Source organism: Streptomyces sp. NPDC052225 (assembly GCF_040679615.1).
Lineage (GTDB): Bacteria > Actinomycetota > Actinomycetes > Streptomycetales > Streptomycetaceae > Streptomyces.
Genome location: NZ_JBFAVD010000008.1, coordinates 37,144 through 61,705, shown reverse-complemented (window position 1 = coordinate 61,705; position 24,562 = coordinate 37,144). Strand labels below are relative to the sequence as shown.

General features: G+C 72.5%; 25 protein-coding genes and 1 pseudogene. 12 read left to right on the top strand and 14 right to left on the bottom strand.

The window, feature by feature from the left end; genetic code table 11:
* The first annotated feature begins 8 nt into the window (after nucleotides 1–8).
* Nucleotides 9–968 (top strand): inorganic phosphate transporter, encoded by a 960-nt coding sequence (locus AB0L37_RS14610; RefSeq protein WP_365504354.1) that lies wholly within the window; start codon nucleotides 9–11, stop codon nucleotides 966–968.
* Complete coding sequence (locus tag AB0L37_RS14605) at nucleotides 968–1,603, top strand: DUF47 family protein (protein WP_365504352.1); 636 nt, start codon at nucleotides 968–970, stop codon at nucleotides 1,601–1,603. The genes AB0L37_RS14610 and AB0L37_RS14605 overlap by 1 nt, the downstream gene beginning before the upstream one ends.
* Before the next feature lie 5 nt (nucleotides 1,604–1,608).
* Here the strand turns inward: AB0L37_RS14605 and AB0L37_RS14600 are convergent, their stop codons facing one another.
* Complete coding sequence (locus AB0L37_RS14600; RefSeq protein ID WP_365504350.1) at nucleotides 1,609–2,352, bottom strand: GntR family transcriptional regulator; 744 nt, start codon at nucleotides 2,350–2,352, stop codon at nucleotides 1,609–1,611.
* 128 nt (nucleotides 2,353–2,480) lie between these two features.
* Between AB0L37_RS14600 and AB0L37_RS14595 the strand changes: the two genes are divergently transcribed.
* Nucleotides 2,481–3,473: a Gfo/Idh/MocA family oxidoreductase gene (locus AB0L37_RS14595; RefSeq protein WP_365504348.1), complete on the top strand. Its 993-nt coding sequence runs from the start codon at nucleotides 2,481–2,483 to the stop codon at nucleotides 3,471–3,473.
* Between the two features lies 1 nt (nucleotide 3,474).
* On the opposite strand, the gene AB0L37_RS14590 is transcribed toward AB0L37_RS14595, so the two are convergent.
* Nucleotides 3,475–4,092, bottom strand: coding sequence for a TetR/AcrR family transcriptional regulator (locus AB0L37_RS14590; protein WP_365504346.1), 618 nt, complete (start codon nucleotides 4,090–4,092; stop codon nucleotides 3,475–3,477).
* Between the two features lie 166 nt (nucleotides 4,093–4,258).
* Here AB0L37_RS14590 and AB0L37_RS14585 point away from each other — a divergent pair, with 166 nt between their 5' ends.
* Entirely contained in the window at nucleotides 4,259–5,296 is a 1,038-nt protein-coding gene (locus AB0L37_RS14585; protein ID WP_365504344.1) for an LLM class flavin-dependent oxidoreductase, read from the top strand.
* Nucleotides 5,293–5,994: an NAD(P)-binding domain-containing protein gene (locus tag AB0L37_RS14580; RefSeq protein WP_365504342.1), complete on the top strand. Its 702-nt coding sequence runs from the start codon at nucleotides 5,293–5,295 to the stop codon at nucleotides 5,992–5,994. The genes AB0L37_RS14585 and AB0L37_RS14580 overlap by 4 nt, the downstream gene beginning before the upstream one ends.
* Here AB0L37_RS14580 and AB0L37_RS14575 read toward each other — a convergent pair.
* The 7 genes from AB0L37_RS14575 to AB0L37_RS14545 all read right to left on the bottom strand — a co-directional run bounded on the left by AB0L37_RS14575 (nucleotide 5,963) and on the right by AB0L37_RS14545 (nucleotide 11,452).
* A complete protein-coding gene (locus AB0L37_RS14575; protein WP_365504340.1) occupies nucleotides 5,963–6,388 on the bottom strand; it encodes a hypothetical protein in 426 nt (141 codons plus the stop codon). The genes AB0L37_RS14580 and AB0L37_RS14575 overlap by 32 nt on opposite strands.
* On the bottom strand, nucleotides 6,385–7,149 hold the full coding sequence (locus AB0L37_RS14570) for a methyltransferase domain-containing protein (protein WP_365504338.1): 765 nt from the start codon (nucleotides 7,147–7,149) through the stop codon (nucleotides 6,385–6,387). The genes AB0L37_RS14575 and AB0L37_RS14570 overlap by 4 nt, the downstream gene beginning before the upstream one ends.
* Nucleotides 7,146–7,892 carry a DUF2071 domain-containing protein gene (locus tag AB0L37_RS14565; protein ID WP_365504336.1) on the bottom strand — a complete coding sequence of 249 codons (747 nt, stop codon included), beginning with the start codon at nucleotides 7,890–7,892 and terminating at the stop codon, nucleotides 7,146–7,148. Before AB0L37_RS14565 ends, AB0L37_RS14570 begins: the two co-directional genes overlap by 4 nt.
* Nucleotides 7,893–7,984: 92 nt before the next feature.
* Nucleotides 7,985–8,926, bottom strand: coding sequence for a hypothetical protein (locus AB0L37_RS14560; RefSeq protein WP_365504334.1), 942 nt, complete (start codon nucleotides 8,924–8,926; stop codon nucleotides 7,985–7,987).
* On the bottom strand, nucleotides 8,923–9,303 hold the full coding sequence (locus AB0L37_RS14555; RefSeq protein ID WP_365504332.1) for a DoxX-like family protein: 381 nt from the start codon (nucleotides 9,301–9,303) through the stop codon (nucleotides 8,923–8,925). The genes AB0L37_RS14560 and AB0L37_RS14555 overlap by 4 nt, the downstream gene beginning before the upstream one ends.
* Before the next feature lie 83 nt (nucleotides 9,304–9,386).
* Nucleotides 9,387–10,586 (bottom strand): MalY/PatB family protein, encoded by a 1,200-nt coding sequence (locus tag AB0L37_RS14550; protein WP_365504330.1) that lies wholly within the window; start codon nucleotides 10,584–10,586, stop codon nucleotides 9,387–9,389.
* Nucleotides 10,583–11,452: a GNAT family N-acetyltransferase gene (locus tag AB0L37_RS14545; protein WP_365504328.1), complete on the bottom strand. Its 870-nt coding sequence runs from the start codon at nucleotides 11,450–11,452 to the stop codon at nucleotides 10,583–10,585. Before AB0L37_RS14545 ends, AB0L37_RS14550 begins: the two co-directional genes overlap by 4 nt.
* A gap of 73 nt (nucleotides 11,453–11,525) precedes the next feature.
* Here AB0L37_RS14545 and AB0L37_RS14540 point away from each other — a divergent pair, with 73 nt between their 5' ends.
* Nucleotides 11,526–12,173: a carbonic anhydrase gene (locus AB0L37_RS14540; RefSeq protein ID WP_365504656.1), complete on the top strand. Its 648-nt coding sequence runs from the start codon at nucleotides 11,526–11,528 to the stop codon at nucleotides 12,171–12,173.
* Nucleotides 12,174–12,234: 61 nt separating this feature from the next.
* On the opposite strand, the gene AB0L37_RS14535 is transcribed toward AB0L37_RS14540, so the two are convergent.
* Together AB0L37_RS14535 and AB0L37_RS14530 are read right to left on the bottom strand one after the other, a co-directional pair.
* Complete coding sequence (locus tag AB0L37_RS14535) at nucleotides 12,235–12,759, bottom strand: GtrA family protein (RefSeq protein ID WP_365504326.1); 525 nt, start codon at nucleotides 12,757–12,759, stop codon at nucleotides 12,235–12,237.
* Between the two features lie 216 nt (nucleotides 12,760–12,975).
* Nucleotides 12,976–13,574, bottom strand: a pseudogene (locus AB0L37_RS14530) (DinB family protein).
* A 106-nt stretch (nucleotides 13,575–13,680) separates the two neighbouring features.
* On the opposite strand from AB0L37_RS14530, the gene AB0L37_RS14525 reads away from it, so the two are divergent.
* A complete protein-coding gene (locus AB0L37_RS14525; RefSeq protein ID WP_365504324.1) occupies nucleotides 13,681–14,463 on the top strand; it encodes an SDR family oxidoreductase in 783 nt (260 codons plus the stop codon).
* Between the two features lie 21 nt (nucleotides 14,464–14,484).
* Here AB0L37_RS14525 and AB0L37_RS14520 read toward each other — a convergent pair whose 3' ends face one another.
* Nucleotides 14,485–15,753 (bottom strand): BNR-4 repeat-containing protein, encoded by a 1,269-nt coding sequence (locus AB0L37_RS14520; RefSeq protein ID WP_365504322.1) that lies wholly within the window; start codon nucleotides 15,751–15,753, stop codon nucleotides 14,485–14,487.
* 132 nt (nucleotides 15,754–15,885) lie between these two features.
* On the opposite strand from AB0L37_RS14520, the gene AB0L37_RS14515 reads away from it, so the two are divergent.
* Nucleotides 15,886–18,159, top strand: coding sequence for an FAD-dependent oxidoreductase (locus AB0L37_RS14515; RefSeq protein WP_365504321.1), 2,274 nt, complete (start codon nucleotides 15,886–15,888; stop codon nucleotides 18,157–18,159).
* Nucleotides 18,160–18,179: 20 nt separating this feature from the next.
* Here AB0L37_RS14515 and AB0L37_RS14510 read toward each other — a convergent pair whose 3' ends face one another.
* Nucleotides 18,180–18,965, bottom strand: coding sequence for an IclR family transcriptional regulator (locus AB0L37_RS14510; protein WP_365504319.1), 786 nt, complete (start codon nucleotides 18,963–18,965; stop codon nucleotides 18,180–18,182).
* Between the two features lie 371 nt (nucleotides 18,966–19,336).
* On the opposite strand from AB0L37_RS14510, the gene kdpF reads away from it, so the two are divergent.
* The 4 genes from kdpF to AB0L37_RS14490 are packed head-to-tail and all read left to right on the top strand — an operon-like array spanning nucleotide 19,337 to nucleotide 23,879.
* Nucleotides 19,337–19,420 carry a K(+)-transporting ATPase subunit F gene (gene kdpF / locus AB0L37_RS14505; RefSeq protein ID WP_365504654.1) on the top strand — a complete coding sequence of 28 codons (84 nt, stop codon included), beginning with the start codon at nucleotides 19,337–19,339 and terminating at the stop codon, nucleotides 19,418–19,420.
* An 8-nt stretch (nucleotides 19,421–19,428) separates the two neighbouring features.
* Nucleotides 19,429–21,090, top strand: coding sequence for a potassium-transporting ATPase subunit KdpA (gene kdpA, locus AB0L37_RS14500; RefSeq protein WP_365504317.1), 1,662 nt, complete (start codon nucleotides 19,429–19,431; stop codon nucleotides 21,088–21,090).
* Entirely contained in the window at nucleotides 21,091–23,220 is a 2,130-nt protein-coding gene (kdpB, locus tag AB0L37_RS14495; protein WP_365504315.1) for a potassium-transporting ATPase subunit KdpB, read from the top strand. It begins immediately after the preceding gene.
* Between the two features lie 5 nt (nucleotides 23,221–23,225).
* Complete coding sequence (locus AB0L37_RS14490) at nucleotides 23,226–23,879, top strand: potassium-transporting ATPase subunit C (RefSeq protein WP_365504313.1); 654 nt, start codon at nucleotides 23,226–23,228, stop codon at nucleotides 23,877–23,879.
* On the opposite strand, the gene AB0L37_RS14485 is transcribed toward AB0L37_RS14490, so the two are convergent.
* Nucleotides 23,880–24,515, bottom strand: coding sequence for an HAD-IA family hydrolase (locus tag AB0L37_RS14485; RefSeq protein ID WP_365504311.1), 636 nt, complete (start codon nucleotides 24,513–24,515; stop codon nucleotides 23,880–23,882).
* Nucleotides 24,516–24,562 lie beyond the last annotated feature (47 nt).

The following is a 24,562-nucleotide window of genomic DNA, read 5'->3' as shown; positions in this document are numbered from 1 at the left end:
CTCGGTTGGTGACCATCGCGCTGTGCGTCACCGCGCTCGCCTTCGTCTTCATCTGCGGGGCCAACGACGGCGGTGCGCTGCTCGCGCTCGCCGTCCGGCACCGCGGCCGGTCGGCGGGCCCGGTGCTCGCGCTCCTGGTGACCGCCGTCGGGGCGGGGCCCCACCTCTTCGGCCTGGCCGTCGCCCGCACCTTCACCGGGCGGCTCGGCCAAGGGCCGCCCGCCGTCGCGCGGTTGGTGTTCCTGGCGGGCGCGGGCGCCGCGGTGGCCGTGGTGCTCGTGCTCGCCTGGCGCGGCGTGCCCACCTCGCTGACGCTCGCCGTGCTCGGCGGACTCGCCGGGGGCGGCCTCGCCCTGGGCGAGCGTCCGGCGTGGGGCCGTCTCGGGCTCGTCCTCGCCGTCGCGGCGGCGGCGCCCCTGGTGGGGGCGGCGGTCGGCTGGCTCATCGGCCGGGCCGTCCGCCGCCTGCCCGCCATGCGGGGCATGCCGCGGGTGGTGCGGGGCCTTCAACTGGCCGCGTACGCCGCCCAGTGCCTGGCCTACGCGGCCAACGACGCGCAGAAGATGTTCGCCGTCGTGGCCGTCGCGTTCGCCGGCGACGCACTGCTGCCGCGGCCGTGGGAGGCGGGCGACGTGATGGTGGCCGCCGTGTTCGCCGCCGGCGCGCTCATCGGCGTACGCAAAGTCGCCCGGGGCGCGACCAGCCGGCTGCTGAGCGTGCGGCCCTGGCAGGTGATGTCCGCCGAACTCGCCTCGTCCGCCGCGGTGTTGTCCACGGCGGGGCTCGGCACACCGGTCAGCATGACGCAGTCGATCGCGGGCGGGCTGGTCGGGACGGGGGCCAGTGAGGGCGGGCGGCGGGTGCGCTGGCAGTTCGCCGTGCCGCTGCTCACCGCCTGGCTGGTGACGCTGCCGGCCGCGTTCGCCGCCGGTGCGCTGGCCGGCCTGATCCTCAGAGGAGTCTCCTGATGTCCGTACGCCGGGTGCTGGCCGACCTCGCGGGGCGTTCCCACCGCCGCACGCTCGACCTGCTGACCGCTCAACTGGACGCCACCGTCAAGGGAGTCGACCTCGCCGCCGACCTGGCCGCGGGACGCATCGCGCCCGCCGCCGCGCGGGGCGGCATGGGCGGCGTGGAGCACGAAGGGGACGGGCAGCGCGCCGCCCTGGTGGCGGAGCTGGCCACCACGCTGACCACGCCGATCGACCGCGAGGACCTCTACCGGTTCTCCCGCTCGGTCGACGACGTGCTGGACAACCTGCGGGACCTGGTGCGCGAGACCGACCTGTTCGGCATGCCCGGCGACCCCGCGGACCTGCCCGCGCTCGAAGCCGTGCGCGAGGGGCTCGCCGCCCTGCGCGAGGCGGTCGCGCACCTGGCGGACGAACCGCGTCTGGTGCAGGAGCAGGCGATGGCGGCCCGCAAGGCGGCCGGGCGGGTGCGCCGGGAGTACCAGGAGGCGCTCGCCGCACTGTTCCGCGAGCCCCTTGACGCCGGGACGCTGCGCCGCCGTGAACTGCTGCGCCGGCTCGATGTGATCGGGCTGCGGCTGAACGCCGCCGCGGCGGATCTGTCCGACGCCCTGCTCAAGCGGGGGCACTGATGGGGTCAGCGGGCCGCGACCGTCATCTCGAAGGAGTAGCGCGACGCCCGGTAGACGTGCGAGCCGTACTCGACCGGCGTCCCGGCGTCGTCGTACGCGGTGCGCGTCATGGTCAGCAGCGTGGCGCCGCGGTTCTCCTCAAGGAGCCGCGCCTCTGCCGTCGTCGCGCCGCGGGCGCCGATCGCCTGCTCGGCCGTGTGCAGATTCACGCCGGAGCGGCGCAGCAGCCGGTAGAGGCCGCCCTCGGCGAGGGTCTCGGCGGTCAACTCGACCAGGCCGAGCGGCAGATGGTTGCGCATCAGCGCGATCGGCTGGTCGTCCGCGAACCGGAGCCGCTCGACGGCCAGCACGTCGGCGCCCTCCTCGACGCGCAGCGCCGCGGCCGTGGCCGCGTCCGCCGGGCGGGGCTCCACGGTGAGGACCTTCGTCCGCGGACGCCGCTCGTCGCGCTCCAGGTCGTCGTACAGGCTCGACAGCTCGACCTGGCGGCGGATGCGGTCGGCGACGACCTGCGTGCCCACCCCGCGCTTGCGGGCGAGGAGGCCCTTGTCGACGAGGTGCTGCATGGCCTGCCGCATGGTCGGGCGGGAGAGCCCGAACTGGTCGGCGAGCGCGATCTCGTTGCTCAGCCGGGTGCCGGGCGGCAGCACCCCGGACTCGATGAGCTGCTGCAACTGCTGGGCGAACTGGAAGTACAGCGGGACCGGACTGGCCCGATCGATGGTGATCAGTTTCGTGAACGACTCCACGGCATCCTCCTGGGTGCTGCTGCCGACCGCGACAGTATCCGGCGCTTCACCTTAAGTTCCGTACGTCGCTACATCCGCACGTCCATATGTAATAACAAAGAGAAGCGTCTGACGAAAGGGTGTCGTCCATGCGCATAGGACTGATCGGGACCGGCCGCATCGGCGCGTTCCACGCCTCGACCCTCGCCGCACTCCCGGCGGTGAGCGGCGTCGTGGTGCACGACGCCGACGAGCGCTCGGCCCGCGCCGTCGCCGACCGCGTCGCGGGAGAGGTCGCCGGTGACCTCGACGGACTGCTCGGCGCCCGCCTCGACGGGGTGGTCGTCGCCGCGCCCACGGCGGCCCACGCCGAGCTGATCCTCGCGGCGCAGCGCGCCGGGCTGCCGACGTTCTGCGAGAAGCCGGTCGCGGGCTCGCTGGCGGAGACGGACGCCGTTCTCGCGGCCCTCACGGGGGCGCCGCTGCACATCGGGTTCCAGCGGCGATTCGACGCCGGATACCGGGAGTTGAGGGACGCCGTCGCGGCCGGGCGCCTCGGCTGGACGCATACGGTGCGCGCGTGCACGGCCGACCCGACACCGCCGCCGGCCGGCTACGTCCCGGGCTCCGGCGGGATCTTCCGGGACTGCTCGGTGCACGACTACGACATCGTGCGCTGGGTGACCGGCCGCGAGGTCGTCTCGGTGTACGCCACCGGAGCCAACCGCGGGGAGGAGTTCTTCGCCGCCGCCGGTGACGTCGACACGGCGGTCAGCGTCCTCACCCTGGACGACGGCACGCTCGCCACCTGCACCGCGACCCGTTACAACGGCGCCGGGTACGACGTCCGCCTGGAGGTGTGCGGCTCGAAGGGCTCCCTCGTCGCGGGCCTCACCGACGCGACCCCGCTGGTCTCCGCGGACGGCGCGTCATGGCCCGCGGGGACGCCGTACCCGGGCTTCATGGAGCGCTTCCGGGACGCCTACCGCGCCGAACTCGCCGCGTTCACCGAGGTGGTGGCGGGGTCGCGGCCGAGCCCCTGCACGGGTGCGGACGCCCGCGCGGCCCTGGCGATCGCCGAAGCGGCCACCCGGTCGCGGGCCGAGGGCCGCGCGGTCGCGGTGCCGGGCGTCGACGGCTGAGCTAGCGCCGGCAGATCCGCTCGATCAGCGCCTGCCAGCTGTCGCCGAGGCGGTCCGCCGCGGGGGAGTCCGTCGGGGGCGTCGGCTGCGGCGGCGAGAGGAACAGCATCACCGGACCCTCCAGCGCGGCTGTCAGCTGGAGGGCGAGGCTGTCGAGGTCGGGGAGGCCCGGGCGGGCGAGGGCCAGGAGCATGCGCAGGTGCAGCCGGGTCAGGGTGGAGGCGCCGCCGGCGGGGGCCGGCTGGTTGCGGTCGAGGGAGGCGCGGACCAGTACGAGGTGGTCGGCGAGGTAGGCGGTGCGGGCGCGGCCGTACGCGATGAGCCGGTCGACGGGCTCGGCGCCGGGGCCCAGCGGGGGCGGGCCGGTCATGACCTGTTCCTGGAAGGCGTGCTCGTCCTCGTCCAGGAGCGCGTGGAAGATGCCCGCGCGGGTGCCGAAGCGGCGGTAGACGGTGCCTTTGCCCAGGCCCGCGCGCTCGGCCAGGCCGTCCATCGTGACCTTCTCCACGCCCATCTCGGCCACCATCGCGCGGGCCGTGGCCAGGAGCTGCTCGCGGTTGCGGGCGGCGTCGGCGCGTTCGGGGCGGGGGCGTCCGAGCGGCACGAAAGGGCTGTCCATGGCCTCCAACCTACCTCCGGAAATATTAAGCGGGGTGGAGTCCGTTTATGCTCGTGACCGACCACGAGACGCCGGCCCGAGGCGCTCGTACCGCCCCGAGGCGCTCGTACCGCCACGAGAAGCTCGTACCGCCCCGAGACTCTGCGCTCACGAAGGAGCCGCTGTCATGTCCGACCTCCTCTTCGGCCTCGACACGTTCGGCGACGTGCCCGAGGACGACTCCGGCCGCCTCGTCTCGTACGCGCAGGCCATCCGGCACGTCGTCGACGAGGCCGTCCTCGCCGACCAGGTCGGTGTCGACGCCCTCGCCCTCGGCGAGCACCACCGCCCCGAGTACGCGATCTCGACGCCGGAGACCGTGCTCGCGGGCATCGCCGGACGCACCGAGCGGATCAAGCTCGGCTCCGGGGTCACCGTGCTCAGCTCCGACGACCCCGTCCGCGTCTTCCAGCGGTTCGCGACCCTGGACGCGCTGTCGAACGGGCGGGCCGAAGTGATCCTCGGGCGCGGCTCGTTCACCGAGTCGTTCCCCTTGTTCGGCTACGACCTCGCCGACTACGACGTGCTCTTCGAGGAGAAGATCGAGCTCTTCGCGAAGCTCCTGGAGGAGAAGCCGGTCACCTGGAGCGGCACCAAGCGGGCGCCCCTCGTCGACGCGGACGTGTTCCCCAAGACCGAGAAGGGTCTGACCACATGGGTCGGCGTCGGCGGCACACCGCAGTCGGTCGTGCGCACGGCGAAGTACGGGTTCCCGCTGATGATCGCCATCATCGGCGGCAGCCCCACCCGCTTCGCCCCGTACGTCGACCTGTACCGGCGGGCCGCCGAGCAGTTCGGCACCACCGCCCACCCGGTCGGCATGCACTCGCCGGGCTTCGTCGCCGACACCGACGAGCAGGCCCGTGAACTGCACTGGCCCCGCTACAAGGTGATGCGCGACCGCATCGGCGCGCTGCGCGGCTGGCCGCCGGTGACCAAGGCCGAGTACGAGCGCGAGATCGAGCACGGCTCCCTGTACATCGGCTCGCCCGAGACGGTATCCCGCAAGATGGCGGCCGCGATCAAGGGCCTCGGGGTCGGCCGGTTCGACATGATCTACGGCTCGGGGACCGTGCCGGTCAGCGCCCGGCTGCGCGCCGTCGAGCTGTACGGCACGAAGGTGATCCCGATGGTCCGCGACATCCTCGCGGGGGAGCAGGCATGAACGCCACGGACGTACGCACCCTCGCCGTCCTCGGCGCCGGAAAGGTCGGGACCGTGCTGGCGCGGCTCGCGCTCGGTGCCGGATACCGCGTCCTGATCGCCGGTTCCGGGGACCCGGCGAAGATCGCGCTCACGGTGGAGGTGCTGACGCCGGGCGCCGTCGCGGTGACCGTCGATCAGGCCGTGGCGGGCGCGGACGCCGTCGTGCTCGCGCTGCCGCTTGGCAAGTACCGCACGCTGCCCGTGGACGCGCTGCGCGGCAAGCTCGTCATCGACGCCATGAACTACTGGTGGGAGACGGACGGCGTACGGGACGACCTCGGCGATCCGGCCGTCTCCTCCAGCGCGACGGTGCGGGACTTCCTGGCCGGGGCGCGGGTCGTCAAGGCCTTCAACCACATGGGCTACCACGACCTGGAGGAGGGTGCCCGGCCGGTGGGCGCCGCCGGGCGCAAGGCCATCGCCGTCGCCGGTGACGACCCGGACGCACTCGCCGCCGTCGGCCGGATCGTCGACGACCTCGGCTTCGATCCCGTCCCGGCCGGGACCCTGGCCGACGGAGTACGGATGCAGCCCGGCACCGAGATCTTCGGCGCCAATGCGGGGGCCGAAGAGCTGCGGGACATGCTCGGCAGGCCGGCGGCCGGGAGCCGCGACGGTGCGACCGTCAGGACAGGGCCTGCGCCGTCGCCGTCGTGAACACCGCCGTCACCCAGGTCCACAGCACGGCGAGCGCGACGTGGCCCGTCGTGCGCAGCCGGTGGCCGCGCCACAGCCGGGGCGAGAAGTAGGCGAACTGCATGGCCCAGCGCAGACCCCAGAACAGGGTCTGGGCGCACAGCAGGAACGTCGGCAGCGGAGCGCCCGTCAGGAGGTCGGGCGCGAAGAGCAGGGGGAGCGCTCCGAGCAGCGCGCAGGTCAGCGCGATGAAGAAGAGATGGGCGTACGAGACCTGGCGGGTCAGCAGGGTGCTCGCGCGCAGGTCGGCGGGCCAGTCGAGAACGCGCGGCAGCACGGCGTGCACCAGGCCCATCGCGATGAGGGCGAGGCCGACCAGGCGCAACTGGCCGGTGAGGGTGAGGAGTTCACTCATGTCCGCTCCGGCTCCGGCTCCGGTTTGGTGAAGGCGAAAGCCGTGACCAGGTGTGCGACCCGGCGCTCGGCCGCGGGGCGCAGTCCGGCGAGGGCGGCGAGCCGCAGCCACTCCGCGCGGGGCAGGAAGTGCCAGGCACCGGGACCGAAGACGGCCGTGTTCGCGGCGTCCCTGAGATGTTCGGCGAGGATCAGCGTGCCGCCGGGACGCAACGCGCGGGCACACGCGGCGAACAGCGCCTCGCGGTCCCGGGCGCGGCGCAGTTCGTGCGCGGCGAAGACCAGCAGGACGGCGTCCGTCCCGGCGGCGGGGAGCGGCAGCGCGCCCGGGCGGCCCGGCACGGCGTGAGCGGGCGGCGGCACCCGGCGCCGGGCGCGCCGGATGGAACCCTCGGTGGTCAGCGCCGGGTCGTACAGGTCGACGGAGACCTGGCGCGCGCCGGGCCAGCGCGCCGCGAGCGGACCGCTGACCTCGTCGAGGCCGCAGCTCACCACGGCGTACGAGGACGGGGTGCGGGGGAGCAGCGCCGCCAGCCAGTCGTACGCGTACAGGTCAGAGCGGTCGTACACGCACCAGCTCGCGGCCGTGGCGGCGGCGAGGAGACCGAGCGCGGCCGCCGAACCCGTACGGGCCAGGCGGCGCACGGGACGGGGCAGGCGTCCGGCGACGGCGGCCGCGGTCGCCGCCGCGGTCAGACCGGCCGCGTACTGCGGCCAGTTGTACGCGACGACGTCACGCACCCCCGAGTGGCGCGGTGTCATCGCGCACCGCCCGCCGCATCGCGCCGCACGCCGCGCTCCCAGCCGTAGTCGACGCCCGCGACGTGGAAGGCGTTGGCGAGGACGGGCCGGGTTCCGGCGAGCGGGCCGTGGTCGAAGAACGTCAGACGCGGCACGTCGACGGCGACCGGCCGCGGGTCCCACCGGGTGCGGAACGCCTTGATGACGATCACGGAGCGGGTCCGCGGCTCGTACTCGAAGGTGTACGGCAGCGGTCCGGCGAAGCGGCGGGCGGCGCGCTCGTCGGCGAACGGGCTGCCCGGCGGCAGCGGCGCGGGCCCCCGCAGATCGGCGCGCACCTGCAAGTCCGCGCGTCCGTCGGCGCTGTCGACGCGGAACTCCAGATGCTCCTCGTCGGCGCGTGAACTGATCGACGCCAGGCGGTAGTTGTAGCGGGTGAGCAGGTTCCCGCCGAGCCGCATCAGGCGCCGGTCGGTGTCGCTGCGCAGGATCCGCAGGCCGCGCATGGTGCGGCCGCCGGGCGTCGGGAAGCGGGTGAAGACGCGGTACCCGGTCAGCAGGAAGTCGCCGCCGAACCGGGCGGGCAGGAAGGCCGGCCGCAAGTCGCGGGTGTCGACGAGCGCGGCGGCCACGAAACCGAACTCCGGTCCCTCGCCGCCGCGTTGGTACGTGTCGAGCGTCAGGGCGGGCGGCACGAGGGGGCGCAGCACCTCGGCGGGAAGGGCGTAGGTGAGGACGAGGGAGTGCGCGAAGTGCGTCCGCATGGGGATGGGGTGACGGCGTATCAGGTGCGCCGGGTGTACCGGGTGTACCGGGTGTACCGGGTGCGCCTGGGGCGCCCTATGAGCCATGCCTGTCAGAAGTCGCACGGGTCGACCCTCCTGTCGTCGGAACCATCGCGTGCCGCGCCCAGGCGCACCACACGTACGACGCCCCACAAAGCGGAGCGGTCCCGCGCCGCCCAGCCGGGCCCGGCCGGTCCCGGTTCCCGGAAGCTGCGCAGGACCACGACGCCGCCGGGGCGTACGGCGTGCCGGACCGCGGCGCGCAGGCGGTGGGCGAAGGCGCGGCCGGGGCCGTCGAGGACGTTCGAGAGCGTCACCGCGTCGTAGGCGCCGCGGGGCGAGCGTTCGAGGATGTCCACCACATCGCCCCGGACGAGGCGGACGCCGGGGGCGAACAGCCGCTCGGCGTCCGGGGGTTCGGCCCCCGCGAGCAGCCGCCACAGCCACGGGTTACGGGCATTGGGGTGTTCGGCGACGGTGCGTTCCAGGCGCAGGCGCAGCACCGTGTCGAAGCGTGCGGGGACCACGGGCGCGAACGAGGGGCGCAGCGCCACCGCGAGCGCGCCGCCCGGCCGCAGCGCGATCCGCATCAGCCGGCGCAGCCCGGGCCCGTCCAGGCACGTGCGCCAGTGCTCGGCCTGTCGTGCCGGGTCGTCGAGCGCGAGGAAGGCGCGGAGTGCGGGCCCGCGCCAGGCCGGAAGCACGGCGCCCGCGGCGCCGCGGCCGAGGCGCATCAGCCGCTCGGCCGAACCCTCCAGGGTCGCGCCCCCGGCGAGCCGTTCCCGCGCATAGGCGAGTTGCACCGGGTTGACGTCGACGGCCGTCACGTCGTGGCCCGCCCGGTGCAGCGCGGCCGCGGTGTCACCGGCGGAGGCGATGCACAGGACCCGGGCGCCGGGCGCGGGCAGGCGGTCGAGCTCGACGCCGTGGTCCTCGTACATCCGCCCGAAGAGGAGGCGGGGGCCGCCCGTCCCGCTGACGATCCGGCCGCGGGCCCACGGGGTGCCGGTCATCGGAGCCCCGCTCTCGGGGACGTCCGCGCCAGGACCCAGATCAGCGCGACGAAGACCAGGTTCTGGGTGAGCAGGCGGCCGGGTTCGTCGATCTGGCCGGGGCTGAACAGCAGGCCGCCCGCGTTGAACCCGGCCACCAGGGCCGTCTGCACGAGGGCGGCGGCGACCGGCCGCAGCCCGGTCAGGACCCAGATGCCGAGCGCCACCTCGGCGAGCCCGATCGCCACGAGAGCCGCCGTCACGGACCAGCCGTCAAGCAACGGCACGTCCCCCACGATGGCCCGCTGGTCCGCGCGCCCCGGCCAGACCTTGCACCAGAAGCCCTCGTAGAACCAGACCAGCGCGACGGCCCAACGAGCCAAGGTCATACGGCTCATGAGCATCCCCACCCCCACCCCGCTCAGGAAGTTGAACGCGTTCAGAAAACCACATCGGGTGGGAGCGCGGGAGCAGGGGGGTGTTACGGGAGCGCGGCGACGGCCGTCGTGAGGCGGTGGATCGCCTCGTCCACGGTGGCGCGCGGGCAGCCGAGGTTCACCCGCATGTAGCCGTGCCCCTCACGGCCGAACTTCGGGCCCCGGTCGAGCCAGAGGCGGGCGGTGAGCAGCATGAACCGGTCGAGGGTCGCGGGGTCCATGCCGAGACCCCGGCAGTCCATCCATGCGAGGTAGAGGGAGTCGGCGGGCAGGACGCGGACCCGGGACGTGGCGGCGTTCACGGACGCGGCGAAGTGCGCGTGGTTGCCGCGCAGATAGGTCAGGAGCTCCTCCAGCCAGGGCTCGCCGTGCGTGTACGCGGCCTCGGCGGCCACCGTGCCCAGGACATTGACGAGTGGGAAGAGATTGCGCTCGTACTGGCGGGAGAATTCCGCGCGGAGCCGGCGGTCGGGAATGAAGACGTTCGCGCATTGCAGCCCGGGGAGGTTGAACGTCTTGCTCGGGGCCGTGCACGTGATGCTGTTCCGCGCGAATTCCGGGCCGAGCGAAGCGAAAGGTATGTGCCGCTTCGCCGTATTGATGATCAGGTCCTGATGGATCTCGTCCGAGACGACGAGAACGCCGTTGCGGGCGCAGATCCCGCCCATGGTCCGCAAGTCGCTCTCGGACCAGACGTTCCCGGTCGGATTGTGCGGGTGACTCAGGATGAACAGCTTGGTGTCCGGGCGGATCGCGGCCTCGAACGTACGGGCGTCGAAGGCGTAGCCGTCCTCGGTCCGCGTCAGCGGCGCGAGAGCCAGGTGACGGCCGTTGAGCTGGACGTCCTCATGGAAGTGGGCGTACACCGGCGGCTGGACGAGGACGGAGTCGCCGGGGGCCGAGAACGCCTGGACCGCCGTCTTCAGACTCGTGATGACGCCCGCCGTCTGCACGGCCCAGGCCGGATCGACGTCCCACCCGAAACGCTTCGCCTGCCAGCCCGTCACCGCGGCCAGACAGCTCGCGGTGGCGCCCGCCGGATAGCCGAAAACGCCGTACTCCACCGCTTCGTGAAGCGCTTCCCGGACGGCGCGGGGCGCCTTGAAATCGGTGTCCGCCACCCACATGGGGAGCGGGTCGGCCGCCGCTTCCTCCGGGGTGAGGAATTCCTCGGAAAGGGTCCACTTCAGGGAGTTGGAGTTCCTGCGGTCGACGATGTCGTCGAATATGCCGGGCGTGGTCATGGCTGAGGTGTGTTCCTTTCGTCGCCGGGGGTGCGGAAGCCTCGGAAGGTCACCGGGCCGCGGACCTCGAAGCCCAGCCGCTCGTAGAGGGCGAGCGCGGCGGTGTTGTCCTTCGCCACGTGCAGGAAGGGGAGCTCGCCGCGGGCCTCGATCCGGACGGCCAGGGCGCGCACCAGACGCGCGGCTTGGCCGTGGCCGCGGGCCTCGGGGGTGGTGCAGACGGCGCTGATCTCGGTCAGGCCGGGCGGGCGAAGCCGTTCACCGGCCAGGGCGACGAGCGCGCCGGCCTCGTCGCGGACGCCGAGGTACGTGCCGAGTTCGTGGGTGCGCGGCCAGAAGGGGCCCGGTCTCGTACGGGCGACGAGGGCGAGCATGTCGGGGACGTCGGCGGCGCCCAGTTCGACGATGCGCGGGTCGTCCTGGGGCTGAGAGGGGGCGCGGTTCGCGGGAAGCGTCAGCTGGAGGCCGTCGAGGGAGAACACCGGCTCCCAGTCGTCCGGCGGCGTCGCCGACGAGCTGAACAGGTCGGCGAGGGAGCCGGGGCCGAGCAGCGCCGCCAGATCGGCCCAGGCGGCCGGCCCCGCGTCGGCCGGGAGCGCGGCGAAGGTCGCGACGTCCGGCAGATACGTGGCCGCGGCGCCGAGCCGGCGGGCCAGATGCGCGTGCGGGCCGCGGAGCGCGTGACCGACGGGGTCGTCGAGCGCCGCGTCGAGTGCGTCGTCGTGGGCGCGGGCGCGGTCGTGGCCCTGGTCCTGGTCCCGGCCCTGGTCCCGGCCCTGGTCCTGGTCCCGGCCCTGGTCCTGGTCCCGGCCCTGGTCCCGGTCCTGGTCCTGGTCTTGGTCCTGGTCGTGATCGGTGGTCGTCATCGGCAGGGACTCCTTTTGGCTGGTCCGGGGATCAAGGCCGGCGAGCGGATCGTAGGCTTCATCCATGACCGAGATGCCCATACCGTCCGCCCCCGAGCAGCCGATCACGCCGGACGCCGCCTTCGCGACGCTGATGGCGGGTAACCAGCGGTTCGTCACGGGAAGCCCCGACCACCCCAACCAGGACGCCGCGCGCCGGGCCGAACTCGTGCCCGCCCAGAGCCCGTTCGCGGTGCTCTTCGGATGCTCCGACTCCCGCCTCGCCGCCGAGATCATCTTCGACCGGGGCCTCGGCGACCTGTTCGTCGTGCGCACCGCCGGGCACGTCGTGGGCCCGGAGGTGCTCGGCAGCATCGAGTACGGGGTGGGCGTGCTCGGCAGTCCGCTCGTCGTGGTCCTCGGGCACGACTCGTGCGGGGCGGTCGCCGCGACGCGGGTCGCCGTGGAGAGCGGCGAGACCCCCGGCGGCTTCGTCCGCGACGTCGTGGAGCGGGTGACGCCGAGCGTCCTCGCGGCCCGGGCGGCCGGTCGGGTCGGCGACGAGGAGATCCTGCACGAGCACATCCGGCACTCGGTGGACCTGCTCCTCGACCGTTCGCAGACGCTCGCCGAGGGCGTGGCGGCGGGCCGCACCGCGGTGGTCGGCCTCTGCTACCGGCTCACCGACGGCCAGGCGCAGGTGATCGCGTCCCGCGGCCTGAGCGAGTCCGTCGCGGCGTAGGCGCGGACACACCCGAACGGGCCCTGCCGCTGTCGAGGCGGCAGGGCCCGTCCGTCGTTTCTCAGGCCGCCGGGCACAGCTCCGTCGGGGCCGCAGCGCGGGTCACCGTCGTGGCCACCGTGCGCGTGGGCAACGCGGTCTGCGCGGTCTGCGCGGCCTGCGCGCGGGTGCGGGCGAAGACGACCAGGCGCAGGACCACGAACCGGGCGACGCCGGCGAGGGCGGACGCCGAGAGGTAGACGACCTGTTCCATGGCGGCTCCGGGGGCCGCCACCAGGAGGTGCAGGACGAGCATCGCCCCGCAGGTCACCGCGTACGCGGCCGCCGCGGACCCGGCCGACTGAAGGTGCTGGCGCCAGGTCGCGTGCCCGCCCGCGCCGAAGGTGAAGCGGGCGTGCAGGTCGGTCGCGAGGAGCGTGGAGGCCACCGTGATCAGCGCGTTGGCAAGGGCCCAGGGGATCCATCCGGACAGGGCCGCCACGGCGAAGCTGGAGGCGACCCCCACCCCGCCGCCGCAGAGTGCGAAGCGGGCGAAGGCGGCGACGGCGCCGGGTGCCGCCTGCGGCTGACGCTGTGCTGTCTCCATGGTCCCCCACCCCTTCGATGGTGCGGGGCCCGCGGTCCGCGCCGCCCCTGCGCCGTTAGTGACGCCATGATGGCACATCAGTGGCGCCATGTGTAGTGCATATGGTGTCGCGCATGGCGTCGCTCTGGCTCTATGGGTGAGCCGTGCGGTGTCAGCGCAGGTGGGAGCCGGTGAGCGCCGTCGTCGGCGTCACCGCGTCCCTTCTGGTGGGTGTGCTCAGCGCGTGAAGCGCGCCCGCCACAGGCCGCGCAGCAGCCCGATCTCCGCCCTGTGGTGGATGAACTCGAGGGCCGTCCCCCACAGCACGTCGACGAACGCGCCGTCGGGGTCCGAGCCGTACGGGTACTGCGACAGGCCGATCGCGTCGCGCTGCTCGTCGCCGAGCGCGGCCACACCGGCGCGCCGGCGGTCGAGCACCGCCCCGAACCGGTCGAGCGCCACGGCCGCCGACGGGCTGAAGCCGACCAGGTCCTTCGGGTCCGTACGGCGCTCGCCGAACGTCCACTCCCGCCGGCCCGCGAAGCGGAAGTGCGGATGCCCGAGGCGCCACGCGAGCGTCGTCATGTGCACGGGATCCGGGTCCGGCGGGCCGGTGTGGGCGAGGACCTGGCCCACCCGCTCGACGCCCACGCTCCAGTCCGCGGCGATGTCACCGCCTTGCCGCGCCGCCGCACCGACCGGCAGCCGGGCGCGGGCTCCCACGGGTACTCGCCGTCGCCGAGCCCGGAGAGGCGGGCGTCCGCCGTCTCCCTGGCGCGGTCGAACTGGTCGAGCAGAACGCCAAGACGGCCGCTCGGCCCGTCCCCGGTACCCATCTCGAACTCCCCCTGTCGATGCACGGGAGCCTAACGACCGGGCGTCCGGCCGGGCGAGCGAATTTCCGTTGACGCCGCGTCCGGCGGGCGGGGAGGATCCGGGACCGTGACGACACCCGAGGACCGGACCGCGCACCCCGCCCGCCCCATCGCCCTGGTCACCGGAGTGGGCCGAACGGCCGGAATCGGCGCGGGAGTTGCCCGGCGGCTCGCCGCGTCGGGCTGGGACATCGCCTTCACCTACTGGACCCCCTACGACGACCGCATGGCCTGGGGGCGGGAAGCGGGGGCCGCCGACGCGATCGGCCGCGAACTCGCCGGGCAGGGCGCGGCGCGCGCCGCCATCGAGGCGGACCTCGCCGACCCGGGCACCCCCGCCCGCGTCTTCGACGAGGCCGAGAAGCGGCTCGGCAACGTGAGCGCCTTGGTGATGTGCCACTGCGAGTCGGTCGACTCGGGGCTGCTCGACACCACCGTGGAGAGCTTCGACCGGCACTTCGCCGTCAACGCCCGCGCGACCTGGCTGCTGATCCGCGAGTTCGGCCGCCGCTTCACCGGCGCGCACGGCACGGGCCGCGTCATCAGCCTCACCAGCGACCACACCGTGGGCAACCTGCCCTACGGCGCCAGCAAGGGCGCCCTGGACCGCATCACGACGGCCGCCGCCCGCGAACTCGCCCATCTCGGGGTGACGGCCAACGCGATCAACCCCGGCCCCGTGGACACCGGTTGGATGTCCGACGAGATCCGCGCGGCGTGCCTCGACGCCACCCCGCTCGGCCGCCTGGGCACACCGCGCGACACCGCCCACCTCGTCGACTTCCTGTGCTCCGAGGCGGGCGGCTGGATCAACGGTCAGCTCTTGATGAGCAACGGCGGCATCGCGTGACCCATCGCCTGCTCCGGGGCCTCAACGGCGCGCGTAGTAAAGGGTGTTGTGCGCGGTGTCCGGCAGGTACAGCACGTCGTTCCCGTCCGAGTCCCGGCGTACGGCCAGGCGGTCCGCCGGGACGCCGGGCGTCGCGGACCGCGCCGTCCATGTGCCGGCCGACTCGGTCGCCGCGAAGACCCGGTCGGTCCCGGACGCGGTCACGTAATAGACGCGCTTGCCGTCGGTCTCGTCCCAGGTGATGCCGAGTGCGGCGCTCGTCTGCCCGCCCGCGTACACGGTCTGCCGGGCCCAGGCCCCGCCGCTCGGATACGCGTAGTAGACGCGGAAGTCGCCCGCGCTCTCGGCGGACCGGTAGCGGAAGGCCACCTTGGGCACGTCGCCGTCGAGCGTCAGCTTGGCGCTCTGCACCGCAGGCCCTGTGTACCCGGTGTTGTCGATGCTCCACTCCTCGCCGCTGGTCAGGCCCTGGACGACGTCGGCGGTGCCGGGTGTGGCGGGGACGGTGGCCGCGGCGCCCGTGCTGTCGGCGAAGGTGCCGGTCGACGGGTCGTAGCGCAGGTAGGAGAGCTGGTGCCGGAAGGCGGACGCCGGTGCCTTCGCCCACTCGTACAGGATGTGCACGCGTCCGGCGCTGTCGACGGCGAGGTCGTCCGGGTAGACGGAGCGGTACTGGGCGGTGGCGAAGGTGGCGACGACGCTCCACTTCGAGGCGGCGTTGTCCCATCGGTAGAGCTTGCCCGGGCGCTGCTCGGCGTCGATGCCCACGCGGGCGGTCAGGTACAGGTCGCCGTTGGGCGCGGTCGTCAGGACGGGATACGTGATGCCGACGCCCTGGTCGGGGAGTTCGGCGGCGTGGTCGGTGACGCCGGTGCCCGGACCTTCCGTGCGGAAGTAGCGCCAGGAGTTGCCGTGCATGGACGTGAAGACGTGCAGCCGGCCGCTGCCGTCACGGGCGACGGACGGCTGGTTGTGGCCGTTGTCGTCGGCGAACTCGGCCTGTTTGCCGTCGCTGTTGAGCAGCGGCAGCCGGCTCCAGACGCCGTCGGGGTCGCGGCGGGCGATGGCCGGGCGGTGCGTCGTGGCCGTCGACCCCGGCTCGTTGAAGGCGAAGTACGTGTACTGGCCGCGCCCCTTGTAGGTGGCGACGGGCGTCCACCAGGCGGCCTGATTGGACGAGTCCATCGCGTACGGGACCGTCTCGACGGTGGTGTCGGCGGACGTGGCCTGCGGGGCGGATACGAGGGTGAGCGCGGCGGTCAGGGCCGAGAGGACGTACAGGCGTCGCATGGTGACTCCTTCACGGGCGGGGGGGGAATGCGGCGCGAACTTACTGCAGATCCCACTGGCTGAACAGTGGTTGCACAATATGCATGTGATGTACGTTCATGGCGGCTCGAACCATCACCGAGGAGGCCGCACGTGCGGGAAGAAGAGGCCCACTACGACATCGCCGTGATCGGCGGCGGGCTTGCGGGGACGTGCGCGGCCATCGCCGCCGCCCGGCTCGGGCGCCGGGTCGCCCTGGTGCACAACCGCCCGGTCCTGGGCGGCAACGCCAGCAGCGAGATACGCGTCTGGGTCTGCGGCGCCACCGCGCACGGCGTGCACCGCTGGGCCCGCGAGAGCGGCATCATGGGCGAGCTCTACACGGAGAACCAGTACCGCAACCCCGAGGGCAACCCGTACTACTGGGACCAGGTGGTCCTCGACGCGGTCCTCGCCGAACCGCTGATCGACCTCTACCTGAACACCGACGTGCGGGAAGTCGACGCGTCCGGCCCACAGGACGCACGCGAAGTGCATTCCTGCACCGGCTGGATGATGGGTTCGGAACGCCGCATCACCTTCCACGCACGGCAGTTCCTCGACTGCACCGGCGACGGGCTGCTCGGCCATCTCGCCGGGGCCCGCTACCGGGTGGGCCGCGAGGCCCGCTCCGAGCACGGCGAACCGTGGGCGCCCGACGAGGCCGACGAGGCACTGCTCGGCTCGACGATCCTCTTCCACACCAAGGACGCGGGCCACCCGGTCAAGTTCGTCCCGCCCGCCTACGCCCGCGACCTCACCTCGACGCCCATCCTGCGCAACCGCGTCCTGCGCACCGGCGACAACGGCTGCGACTACTGGTGGATCGAGTGGGGCGGCGAGCTCGACACCGTCCACGACAACGAGCGGATCCGCGACGAACTCCAGGGCGCCATCATGGGCATCTGGGACCACATCAAGAACTCTGGGGAGTTCCCCGACGCCGCGAACCTCACCCTGGAGTGGGTCGGAAGCCTCCCCGGCAAGCGCGAGTACCGGCGCTTCGTCGGCGACTACGTCCTGACGCAACAGGACATCCTGGAGCAGCGGCAGTTCGAGGACCGGGTCGCCTTCGGCGGCTGGTCGGTCGACCTCCACCCCGTGCAGGGCATGTACGCCGAAGAGCCCGGCGCCCGCCAGCGCTACGCGGACGGCATCTTCCACATCCCGCTGCGCTCCCTGTACTCCGCGAACGTGACGAACCTGCTCTTCGCCGGGCGCAACATCTCCGCCACCCACATCGCCTTCGGCGCCACCCGCGTGATGGCCACCTGCGCCACCCTCGGCGAGGCCGCCGGAACCGCCGCCGCGCTCTGCGTCGACGAAGGGCTCACCCCGCGCGAACTGGCCGCCAAACGCCCTGAGTTGGTCCGCCGCACCCTGCTGCGCCAGGACGCCTCCGTGATCGGCGTGCGCGACGACGACCCCGCCGACCTGGCCCGCACGGCCCGCGTCAGCGCCTCCTCGCACCTCGCCGACCTGGCCGCGGAGCCCGCCGCCGACGCGCCCGGCGAGCCGTACCCGCTCACCCGCGACCTCGCGCTGCTGCTGCCCGTGGACCCCGCACTCGACACGGTCGACCTGCTCGTCCACGGCGGCGACGACGGTCAACCCCGGGAGCTGACCGTCGAGTTGTGGGGCACGGGACTGCCCGAGAACGGCGTCCCGGTCGACCACCTCACCACGACGACCGTCACGGCACCGCCCGGCGGCCCGCACTGGGTGACGGCCCGCCTCGACCACCGCCCCGAGGTACCCGAGAACGTCGTCCTGATCGTCCGCGCCTGCCCCGGCGCCGCCCTCGTCCGCGTCCCCGTCCGCACCGACGGCGTCCTCGCGCTGCGCCGCAGGGCCGAGGGCGACGCGGCCGTCGACCACGACATCCCGGAGGAGGAGGGCCAGTTGGTCCTGGAGTGGCAGGCGCGCGGCCTGCGCCGCAGCACCTTCGCCTTCCGTGCCTCCCCGGCCACCCGCGCTTTCGCGCCCGAGCAGACCGTCGGCGGCTACCAACGCCCGTACGGCGGACCGCGGTTGTGGTCCTCGCAGCCGCTGCCCGAGCAGTGGCTGGGGCTCGACTGGGACCGCGAGCACCAACTCGCCGAAGTGCGCGTGGTGTTCGACGACGACGTCGACGAGTACCTCAACAACCTGCACCGCCACCGCACCCCGTACGAGGTGATGCCGGAACTCGTCCGGGACTACCGCCTCCAGGGCCAGGAAGCCGACGGCACCTGGCGCACCCTGCTGACCGTGACGGACAACCGCCGCCGCCACCGGATCCACCGGTTCACCGACCCGGTGCGCACCCGTGCCCTGCGCCTCGTGGTGGACGCGACGCACGGAGCGGCGCGCGCCCACGTGGTCGCGTTCAAGGCGTACGGGGAGTAGGGGGAGCGGCGCGGGTCGGGTCAGACCGCGCCGAGGGCCTGGCTGACGGCGTCGGCCGCTTCGATGACCTCGCGGACGAGCGCGCCGCGGGCGTCGTCGCCGGCGTCGGTGCCGAGCACGGAGGTCGGGCCCCACAGGGAGACGGCCGCGACGACGTCGCCCGACGCGTCGCGGACCGGGGCGGCGAGGGAGGCGCGGCCGAGCGCGCGCTCCTCCGCCTCGACCGCGTAGCCCACCCTGCGGACCTCGGCGAGTTCCTCGTCGAGCAGGTCGTGGCTGACGGTGGTGAACTCCGTGTGCGCGTCGAGGGGTTCGGGCAGCAGTGTGCGCCGCTCCTTGGGCGCGAGACCGGACAGCAGGCACTTGCCGATGCCGGTGGCGTGCAGCGGCGCCGTGTGTCCCGCCTGGGTGTACGACTTGGGGGCGCGGGCGCCCTCGAAGTTGCACAGGAACATCAGGACGTCACCGCGCCGCACGGCCACGTTCGCGCCGAGGCCGGTGCGGGCGGCGAGGTCCTGGAGGACGGTGCGGGCGGCGCGGTGCACGGGGTGCCGGTTGACGGCGGTCGCGGCGAGGGAGAGCGTGCCGAGGCTGATCCGGTACAGGTTGCTGACCGGGTCGCGCTCGACCATGTCGAGCCGCTCCAGCGTGGACAGCAGCCGGGAGGCGGTGGAGGAGCCGAGCCCGGTCAGCTCCGCGACGTCGGAGACGCGCAGTTCGGCGCGCCCGGAGTCGAGCGCCCGCAGCACGGACACGGCCCGCTCCACGCTCTGGTTCGTCCCGGCGTCGGTCGCCCGCGTAGCCATGGCTCTCCCTCTGTCCGCTGTGCCGGCGTGACTGCATGCTGCACGCGAATTGCGCAGCGTGCATCAGCCTATCGCGGCGGACTGTGACGCAGACCGGGCGTGCGCCGCCGCTCAGGACCGTCCACGCGACCGCCGGCGCAGCCGCTCGCGTAAGAGACGCGTCAAGGCTGCGTACGTCGCCGTAAGGGAGGCGTCAACGGGGATCGAAACCGGCCGTGACCAGAGGTTTCCTCGGGTCGTCCGTTCGTTTCCGCACCTTCTCGTCAGGAGCTCACGATGGCCGATCTGGCCTTCGTCGTCACCACGATCGCGGTCTTCGCGCTGGTGGCACTCGTCGCCAAGGGGGTGACCAAGCTGTGAACGCCGAGCACATCGAAAACGCTGTCGGCCTCGTCGTGGCCGTCGCCCTCCTGGGCTATCTCGTCCTCGCCCTCCTCTGCCCGGAGAGGTTCTGAGCACGGATATGAGCCCCGTACTTGCCGCAGTGCTCCAGTTGCTCGCGCTGACAGCGGCGCTCGCGCTGGCCTACCGTCCCCTCGGCGACCACATGGCCCGGGTCTACTCCTCCGAGAAGCACCTCCGGGTGGAGAAGTGGATCTACAAGGGCATCGGCGCCGACCCCACCGCGGAGATGCGCTGGACCGCCTACCTGCGCGGTGTCCTCGCCTTCTCGGCCGTGGGCGTGCTGTTCCTGTACCTGTTGCAGCGCCTCCAGGGCTCGCTGCCCGGTTCGCTCGGCTTCTCGTCGATCGACCCGGACCAGGCCTTCAACACGGCCGCGTCCTTCGTCTCCAACACCAACTGGCAGTCGTACTACGGCGAACAGGCCATGGGCCACGTCGTGCAGACCGCCGGCCTCGCGGTGCAGAACTTCGTCTCGGCGGCCGTCGGCATCGCCGTGGCCGTCGCTCTCGTACGGGGCTTCGCCCGCTCCCGCACCGGCGAACTGGGCAACTTCTGGGCCGACCTGGTCCGCGGCGTCGTGCGCATCCTGATCCCGATCTCGGTGCTCGGCGCGCTCGTCCTCGTCGCGTGCGGCGCCGTCCAGAACTTCGCCGGGATCCACGAAGTCGGTCAGTTCATGGGCGGCTCGCAGCAGTGGAACGGCGGCGCCGTCGCCTCCCAGGAGGTCATCAAGGAGCTGGGCACCAACGGCGGCGGTTACTTCAACGCCAACTCGGCCCACCCCTTCGAGAACCCCAGCGCCTTCTCGAACCTTTTCGAGATCTTCCTGATCCTGCTCATCCCGTTCGCGCTGACCCGCACCTTCGGCCGGATGGTCGGCTCGCTCAAGCAGGGCTACGCGATCCTCGCCACGATGGCCACCATCTGGGCCGGCTTCGTCGCCCTGATGATGTGGACCGAGTTCGCCCACCACGGCCCCGCGTTCGACCTGGCCGGCGGCGCGATGGAGGGCAAGGAGAACCGCTTCGGCATCGGCGCCTCGGCGATCTTCTCCATCTCGACGACGCTCACCTCGACCGGCGCGGTGGACTCCTTCCACTCCTCCAACACCGGACTCGGCGGCGGTCTCAACCTCCTTGGCATGCAGCTCGGCGAGATCGCGCCCGGCGGCGTCGGCTCCGGCCTCTACGGCATGCTCGTCATGGCGATCATCGCCGTGTTCATCGCCGGTCTGATGGTCGGCCGCACCCCCGAGTACCTGGGCAAGAAGATCGGCGCCCGCGAGATCAAGTTCGCGGCCTGCTCCATCCTCATCACCCCGGCCCTGGTCCTCGTGTTCACCGCCGTCGCGATGGCGCTGCCGACCCCGCCGAACTCCATGCTCAACCCCGGCGCGCACGGCTTCTCCGAGATCCTGTACGCGTACACGTCCGGCGCCAACAACAACGGTTCGGCCTTCGCGGGCCTGAGCGCCGACACCCAGTGGTTCAACACCACGATCGGCCTCGCGATGCTCCTCGGCCGGTTCCTGCCGATGGTGTTCGTGCTCGCCCTCGCCGGATCGCTCGCCGGGCAGCGGCCGGTCCCGGAGACCGCGGGCACCCTGCGCACCGACAAGCCGCTCTTCGCCGGCCTGTTGGCCGGAACGCTCCTCGTCATCACCGGACTCACCTACTTCCCGGCGCTCGCGCTCGGGCCGCTGGCCGAGGGGTTGGCGTAAATGAGCACCGACACCCGGAAACGGAAGAACGCAGAGGACTCCATGTCCACAGCCACCCATGCCCCGCTGGACGCGCCGAGCGGTCACCAGCCCAGCCAGGAGGACGGCGAGGGCAAGGTCCGCGCCGGGCTCTTCGACCCGAAGCAGCTCCTGAAGTCGGTGCCGGACGCCTGCCGCAAGCTCGACCCGCGCCTCATGGTCACGTCGCCCGTCATGTTCGTGGTCCTCGTCGGGTCCGTCCTGACGACGGTGTTCTCCTTCAAGGACCCGTCCGACTGGTTCGGATGGACGATCAGCGCCTGGCTCTGGCTGACGGTGATCTTCGCCAACCTCGCGGAGGCCGTCGCCGAGGGCCGCGGCAAGGCCCAGGCCGACACCCTGCGCAAGGCGAAGACCGACACGGTCGCGCGCAAGGCCGACGGGACCGTCGTCGCCGGTACGGAGCTGAAGATCGGCGACCTGGTCGTCTGCGAGGCCGGCGACATCATCCCCGGCGACGGTGACGTCGTCGAGGGCGTCGCGAGCGTCGACGAGTCGGCGATCACCGGCGAGTCCGCCCCCGTCATCCGCGAGTCCGGCGGCGACCGCTCGGCCGTCACCGGTGGTACGAAGGTGCTCTCCGACCGCGTCGTCATCACGATCACGACGAAGCCCGGCGAGACGTTCATCGACCGCATGATCCACCTGGTCGAGGGCGCGGCCCGGCAGAAGACGCCGAACGAGATCGCGCTCAACATCCTGCTCGCGTCGCTGACCGTCGTCTTCCTGCTGGCGGTGGCGACCCTGCCGCCGTTCGCGGACTACGCGGGCGAGCACCTCGGCATGGTCGTCCTGATCGCCCTGCTCGTCTGCCTCATCCCGACCACCATCGGCGCCCTGCTCTCCGCGATCGGCATCGCGGGCATGGACCGCCTGGTGCAGCGCAACGTCCTCGCCATGTCGGGCCGCGCGGTCGAGGCCGCCGGTGACGTCTCCACGCTGCTCCTCGACAAGACCGGCACCATCACCCTCGGCAACCGCCAGGCAGCCGAGTTCGTGCCCGTCCGCGGCACCACCGACGCCGAGGTCGCCGACGCCGCCCAGCTCTCCTCGCTGGCCGACGAGACGCCCGAGGGCCGCTCGGTCGTCGTCCTCGCCAAGGAGAAGTACGGGCTGCGCGAACGGCACGACCTGACAGGAGCCGAGTGGATCGAGTTCACCGCGCAGACCCGTATGTCGGGCGTGGACGTCGACGGCCGCAGGGTCCGCAAGGGCGCGACCGGCTCCGTCATCGCCTGGGTCGAACAGCAGGGCGGCGAAGTCGCCGCCGACACACGGGAGTTGACGGACCGGATCTCCGAGGCGGGCGGCACGCCGCTGCTCGTCGCCCTGGCGGACTCCGACGGGGCCCGCGTCCTGGGCGTCATCCACCTCAAGGACGTCGTCAAGGAAGGCATGCGCGAGCGGTTCGACGAACTGCGCCGCATGGGCATCAAGACCGTCATGATCACGGGCGACAACCCGCTGACGGCCAAGGCGATCGCCGAGGAGGCGGGCGTCGACGACTTCCTCGCGGAGGCCACGCCCGAGGACAAGATGGCGCTCATCAAGCGGGAGCAGGCAGGCGGCAAGCTCGTCGCGATGACCGGTGACGGCACCAACGACGCGCCCGCGCTCGCGCAGGCCGACGTGGGCGTCGCGATGAACACGGGCACGTCGGCCGCGAAGGAGGCCGGCAACATGGTCGACCTCGACTCGAACCCGACCAAGCTCATCGAGATCGTCGAGATCGGCAAGCAACTCCTCATCACCCGGGGCGCGTTGACCACGTTCTCCATCGCCAACGACGTCGCGAAGTACTTCGCGATCATCCCGGCGCTCTTCGCGGCCGTCCACCCGGGCCTGGACAAGCTCAACATCATGCGGCTGTCCTCGCCGGACTCGGCGATCCTGTCCGCGGTCGTCTTCAACGCGCTCATCATCATCGCGCTCGTGCCGCTCGCTCTGAAGGGCGTCCGGTACCGGCCGGTCAGCGCCGACAAGCTGCTCCGCCGCAACCTCGGGATCTACGGCCTCGGCGGCCTCGTCGCGCCCTTCATCGGCATCAAGATCATCGACGTACTCCTCTCCCTCATCCCCGGAATCGGCTGATCGTCATGAACAACTCCATCGGAAACACAGGCCGGTTGCTCTGGGCGGGCCTGCGCGCCCTGCTCCTCCTCACCGTCGTCTGCGGCGTCCTCTACCCGTTCGCCGTGACCGGCGTCGCCCAGGCCGCCTTCCACGACAAGGCGAACGGCTCCGAGATCAAGGACGCCGACGGCACGGTCGTCGGCTCGTCCCTGATCGGCCAGTCGTACACGGACAAGGACGGCGACGCGGACCTGAAGTGGTTCCAGGGCCGCCCGCGGAACGGCCTCGGCGAGAACAGCGTCAACACGCAGTACGAGCTGATCCTGTCCGGCGCCACCAACCTCGCCGGTGACAACAAGGACCTGATCAAGCAGGTGAAGGACGCTCAGGCCGCCGTCGTCAAGGACAACTCCACCGCCACGTACCAGGTGAAACCCTCCGACGTCCCGGCGGATGCCGTCACGTCCTCCGGCTCCGGCCTCGACCCGGCGATCTCCCCGGCGTACGCCGACCTCCAGGTGCACCGCGTCGCGGAGCGGAACGGTCTCACGGTCGCCCAGGTCCAGAAGCTCGTCGACGCGCACGAGAGGGGCCGGCAGCTCGGCTTCATGGGGGAGCCGACCGTCAACGTCCTCGAACTCAACGTGGCCTTGCGGGAGCTGGCGTCCAGGAGCTGATCAGCAGTCGATCCAGGGCCCCAGCAGGGCCCGCAGATCGTCCGGCTGCCGGTACACCACCCCGGTCATCCCGAGCCCGACCGCCGCGTCCACGTTCTCCCGGCTGTCGTCCACGAAAAGGCACCGCTCAGGGGCGACACCCGCGAGGGAGGCGGCGATCTCGTAGATCTTCGGATCGGGCTTGGCCACCCCGACCCGGGCGCTGCTGACGACATGGTCGGCGAGATCGGACAGCCCCATCGCCGTCAGGTCCTTCTCGAGCTCCACGGTCGCGTTGGTCACCAGCACCAACGGAATCCGGGCCGCCCGAGCCCGGCGCAGCAGGCCCACGATCTCGTCGTCCGCGCGGAACGGCGACGCGGCGAGCGCCGCCCCCAGTTCCCGCGCGAGCTCCTCGTGCACCCGCCCGGCGAAACCGTCCACGACGGCCTCCACCCACTGCCGCGTGTCGATCTCCCCGAGCATCAGCGGCAGATCGACCTCCGGCGCGAACGCGACCGCGGCGGTCGCGCCCTCCGGCAGCCCCGCGGCCCGTTCGAGGGCGGCGACGGGCGTGCTGTCGTAGAAGCGGATCACATTGTCGACGTCGCACAGGACGGCGTCGAAGGGGCGGCTCGGATGCGGGGTGGTCGTCACCACTCCTGGATAGCACGCCGGTGATCACCCGCCGCACACGCCCCCGG

What these genes read in the sequence shown, in the direction of transcription:
- AB0L37_RS14605 (WP_365504352.1), top strand. Translation starts at nt 968, where the DNA reads ATGTCCGTACGCCGGGTGCTGGCCGACCTCGCGGGGCGTTCCCACCGC.
- AB0L37_RS14595 (WP_365504348.1), top strand. Translation starts at nt 2,481, where the DNA reads ATGCGCATAGGACTGATCGGGACCGGCCGCATCGGCGCGTTCCACGCC.
- AB0L37_RS14590 (WP_365504346.1), bottom strand. Translation starts at nt 4,092, where the DNA reads ATGGACAGCCCTTTCGTGCCGCTCGGACGCCCCCGCCCCGAACGCGCC.
- AB0L37_RS14585 (WP_365504344.1), top strand. Translation starts at nt 4,259, where the DNA reads ATGTCCGACCTCCTCTTCGGCCTCGACACGTTCGGCGACGTGCCCGAG.
- AB0L37_RS14580 (WP_365504342.1), top strand. Translation starts at nt 5,293, where the DNA reads ATGAACGCCACGGACGTACGCACCCTCGCCGTCCTCGGCGCCGGAAAG.
- AB0L37_RS14575 (WP_365504340.1), bottom strand. Translation starts at nt 6,388, where the DNA reads ATGAGTGAACTCCTCACCCTCACCGGCCAGTTGCGCCTGGTCGGCCTC.
- AB0L37_RS14570 (WP_365504338.1), bottom strand. Translation starts at nt 7,149, where the DNA reads ATGACACCGCGCCACTCGGGGGTGCGTGACGTCGTCGCGTACAACTGG.
- AB0L37_RS14565 (WP_365504336.1), bottom strand. Translation starts at nt 7,892, where the DNA reads ATGCGGACGCACTTCGCGCACTCCCTCGTCCTCACCTACGCCCTTCCC.
- AB0L37_RS14560 (WP_365504334.1), bottom strand. Translation starts at nt 8,926, where the DNA reads ATGACCGGCACCCCGTGGGCCCGCGGCCGGATCGTCAGCGGGACGGGC.
- AB0L37_RS14555 (WP_365504332.1), bottom strand. Translation starts at nt 9,303, where the DNA reads ATGAGCCGTATGACCTTGGCTCGTTGGGCCGTCGCGCTGGTCTGGTTC.
- AB0L37_RS14550 (WP_365504330.1), bottom strand. Translation starts at nt 10,586, where the DNA reads ATGACCACGCCCGGCATATTCGACGACATCGTCGACCGCAGGAACTCC.
- AB0L37_RS14545 (WP_365504328.1), bottom strand. Translation starts at nt 11,452, where the DNA reads ATGACGACCACCGATCACGACCAGGACCAAGACCAGGACCAGGACCGG.
- AB0L37_RS14540 (WP_365504656.1), top strand. Translation starts at nt 11,526, where the DNA reads ATGCCCATACCGTCCGCCCCCGAGCAGCCGATCACGCCGGACGCCGCC.
- AB0L37_RS14535 (WP_365504326.1), bottom strand. Translation starts at nt 12,759, where the DNA reads ATGGAGACAGCACAGCGTCAGCCGCAGGCGGCACCCGGCGCCGTCGCC.
- AB0L37_RS14520 (WP_365504322.1), bottom strand. Translation starts at nt 15,753, where the DNA reads ATGCGACGCCTGTACGTCCTCTCGGCCCTGACCGCCGCGCTCACCCTC.
- AB0L37_RS14510 (WP_365504319.1), bottom strand. Translation starts at nt 18,965, where the DNA reads ATGGCTACGCGGGCGACCGACGCCGGGACGAACCAGAGCGTGGAGCGG.
- kdpA (WP_365504317.1), top strand. Translation starts at nt 19,429, where the DNA reads ATGAGCCCCGTACTTGCCGCAGTGCTCCAGTTGCTCGCGCTGACAGCG.
- kdpB (WP_365504315.1), top strand. Translation starts at nt 21,091, where the DNA reads ATGAGCACCGACACCCGGAAACGGAAGAACGCAGAGGACTCCATGTCC.
- AB0L37_RS14490 (WP_365504313.1), top strand. Translation starts at nt 23,226, where the DNA reads ATGAACAACTCCATCGGAAACACAGGCCGGTTGCTCTGGGCGGGCCTG.